General features: G+C 50.8%; 1 protein-coding gene. It reads right to left on the reverse strand.

The genetic code is table 11. The features are described from left to right. Positions 1–3583, reverse strand: a 3583-nt coding sequence (locus tag ACKOVI_RS06600) for a DNA-directed RNA polymerase subunit beta' (RefSeq protein ID WP_509603288.1), incomplete at both ends; no start/stop codon positions are given.

Below are 3583 nucleotides of genomic sequence, written 5' to 3' on the forward strand. Positions count from 1 at the left end.
TCGTAAGCGGCATAAACAGCTGCCTTTGCTTCCTCAGTTGGCTCAACCTTGACGTTGCGATAACGACCAAGACCTGTACCTGCTGGGATCAACTTACCGATGATGACGTTCTCCTTAAGACCGAGCAATGGATCGCTCTTCTCTGAGAGTGCTGCATCTGTAAGTACGCGAGTTGTTTCCTGGAATGAAGCCGCTGACAACCATGACTCAGTTGCAAGAGATGCCTTGGTGATACCCATAAGTTCTGGGCGACCTGAAGCAGCCTTAACGCCTGATGTAACAGCCTTGCGGTTTTCAGCCATAAAGCGGTTGTGCTCTACGAGCTCACCTGGAAGCAGATCTGTATCTCCAGCCTCAAGAACTGTAATGCGCTTGAGCATCTGGCGAACAACAACTTCGATGTGCTTGTCGTGGATTCCTACGCCCTGTGAACGGTATACACCTTGAATTTCGTTAACAAGGTGTACCTGTGTTGCACGTGGGCCAAGGATACGAAGAACCTGCTTTGGATCGATAGCGCCGACAACCATCTTCTGGCCGACTTCAACGCGCTGTCCTTCCTCTACGAGAAGCTTCTGACGACGTGTGATTGGGTAAGCGACTTCTTCTCCACCATCATCTGGTGTGACGACGATCTTCTTGCCCTTTGCATCTTCACGGAATGAAACAACGCCCGCTGCCTCTGCGATTGGCGCAACACCCTTAGGTGTACGTGCTTCGAAGAGCTCGACGATACGTGGAAGACCGTGAGTGATGTCATCACCTGCAACACCACCGGTGTGGAAGGTACGCATTGTGAGCTGTGTTCCAGGCTCACCAATTGACTGCGCAGCAATGATTCCGACTGCCTCACCGACTGCTACACGCTGACCTGCAGCGAGTGAGCGACCGTAGCAAGCTGCACACTGTCCAACCTTGCTATCGCAAGTTAGGACTGAGCGAACCTTGATCTCATCGATACCAGCTGCAACGAGTGCATCGATATCGCGATCTCCGAGGTCTGTGCCTGCCTTCATGATGACTTCGCCATTGTTCTCAACATCTTCAGCCAAGGTACGGCCGTAGACAGATGATTCAACGTGATCATGCTTGACGAGGTTTCCAGCTTGCTGACGAACAGCAATTGGAAGTGAGAGACCGCGATCAGTACCGCAATCTTCCTCGCGAATGATGACATCCTGTGCAACGTCGCAGAGACGACGGGTGAGGTAACCAGAGTCAGCTGTACGAAGAGCTGTATCCGCGCCACCCTTACGAGCACCGTGTGTCGAAATAAAGTATTCGAGAACTGACAAGCCTTCACGGAAGTTTGACTTAATAGGGCGAGGAATAATTTCACCCTTTGGATTCGCCACAAGACCACGCATACCTGCGATCTGACGAATCTGCATCATATTTCCACGAGCACCTGAGTAGACCATCATCCAGACTGGGTTGACGCGAGGGAAGCCATCTTCCATCTCTTTACCAACTTCAGCTGTTGCCTTAGTCCAGATCTCGATGAGCTCTTGGCGACGCTCGTCATCTGTGATGAGACCCTTTTCGTACTGTGACTGAACCTTGTCTGCCAATGTTTCATAGGTAGCAAGGATCTCGCCCTTACGAGCTGGAGTTACAACATCTTCGATACCGATTGTTGCGCCAGCGCGAGTTGCCCAGTGGAAACCAAGTGACTTCAACTCATCGAGAGTCTGCGCCACGGTGACCTTTGGATAGAACTCAGCAAGACGATCAACAATTACGCCGAGAGCCTTCTTTGTTACATCGTGATCGATGAATGGGAAGTCTGCAGGAAGTGCCTCGTTGAAGAGTGCGCGACCAATTGTTGTCTCACGAGTTTCACCCTTGAGACGAATCTTGACCTTTGCCTGCAATGAAACTGAGTGCTGATCAAATGCCATGATCGCTTCAGCGAGTGAAGAGAACGCACGGCCTGCGCCGATCTCGTTCTCGCGCTCCATTGTGAGGAAGTAGAGACCAAGAACCATGTCCTGTGTAGGAGATGTAATTGGTCGACCGTTAGCAGGTGACAAGATGTTGTTTGAAGACAACATCAAGATACGAGCTTCAGCCTGCGCTTCGGCTGACAATGGAAGGTGAACAGCCATCTGGTCACCGTCGAAGTCAGCGTTAAACGCTGTACATACGAGTGGGTGAATCTGAATAGCCTTACCTTCAACCAACTGTGGTTCGAACGCCTGGATACCCAAGCGGTGAAGAGTTGGTGCGCGGTTAAGGAGCACTGGATGCTCTGCAATAACTTCTTCAAGAACATCCCACACGACTGGACGAGCACGCTCGACCATACGCTTTGCTGACTTGATGTTCTGAGCATGGTTGAGATCCACCAAGCGCTTCATTACGAATGGCTTGAAGAGTTCAAGCGCCATCTGCTTTGGAAGACCGCACTGGTGAAGCTTCAACTGTGGGCCAACAACAATTACAGAACGGCCTGAGTAGTCAACGCGCTTACCGAGAAGGTTCTGACGGAAGCGACCCTGCTTACCCTTAAGCATGTCTGAAAGTGACTTGAGTGCGCGGTTACCTGGACCTGTAACTGGGCGACCACGACGACCGTTATCGAAGAGCGAGTCAACAGCTTCCTGCAACATACGCTTTTCGTTGTTAACGATGATCTCTGGTGCACCGAGATCAGCAAGACGCTTCAAACGGTTGTTACGGTTGATAACGCGGCGATAGAGATCGTTGAGATCTGATGTCGCAAAACGTCCACCATCGAGCTGAACCATCGGACGTAGATCCGGTGGAATAACTGGAACGCAATCAAGCACCATTGATGCTGGATTGTTAGTGGTTGTCATGAATGCATTGACGACCTTAAGGCGCTTGATAGCGCGAGTCTTCTTTGCACCCTTACCGTTTTCAGAAAGGTCTGTGAGCATTGCATGCTCTGTCTCGAGATCGAATGTCTCAAGGCGCTTCTTGATTGCCGCAGCACCCATATCGCCCTTGAAGTACATTCCATAACGATCACGCATCTCGCGGTAGAGGTTCTCATCACCTTCGAGATCCTGAACCTTGAGGTTCTTAAAGCGGTTCCAGACATCTTCAAGACGTGCGATTTCGCGATCTGCACGCTCGCGGATTGCCTTGAGCTCACGCTCTGCAGATTCGCGGACCTTGCGCTTTACATCTGACTTTGCATCTTCAGCTTCGAGCTCTGCAATATCTGCTTCAAGCTTCTTCTGACGCGCATCGAGATCTACATCGCGCTTTGTATCGATCTTCTTACGATCGTTGGCAAGCTTCTTCTCGTTCTGAGCACGATCTTCTTCGCGAGCCTCTTCATCGACCTCAGTGATCATGTAAGCAGCGAAGTAGATAACCTTTTCAAGGTCCTTTGGTGCAAGGTCAAGAAGGTAACCAAGGCGTGATGGAACACCCTTGAAGTACCAGATGTGAGTTACAGGAGCTGCAAGCTCGATGTGACCCATACGCTCACGTCGAACCTTTGCGCGTGTTACTTCGACACCACAACGCTCACAGATGATTCCCTTAAAGCGGACGCGCTTGTACTTACCGCAATAACATTCCCAGTCACGAGTTGGACCGAAGATCTTCT

The organism is Candidatus Planktophila sp., assembly GCF_046070465.1.
Taxonomy (GTDB): Bacteria; Actinomycetota; Actinomycetes; order Nanopelagicales; family Nanopelagicaceae; genus Planktophila.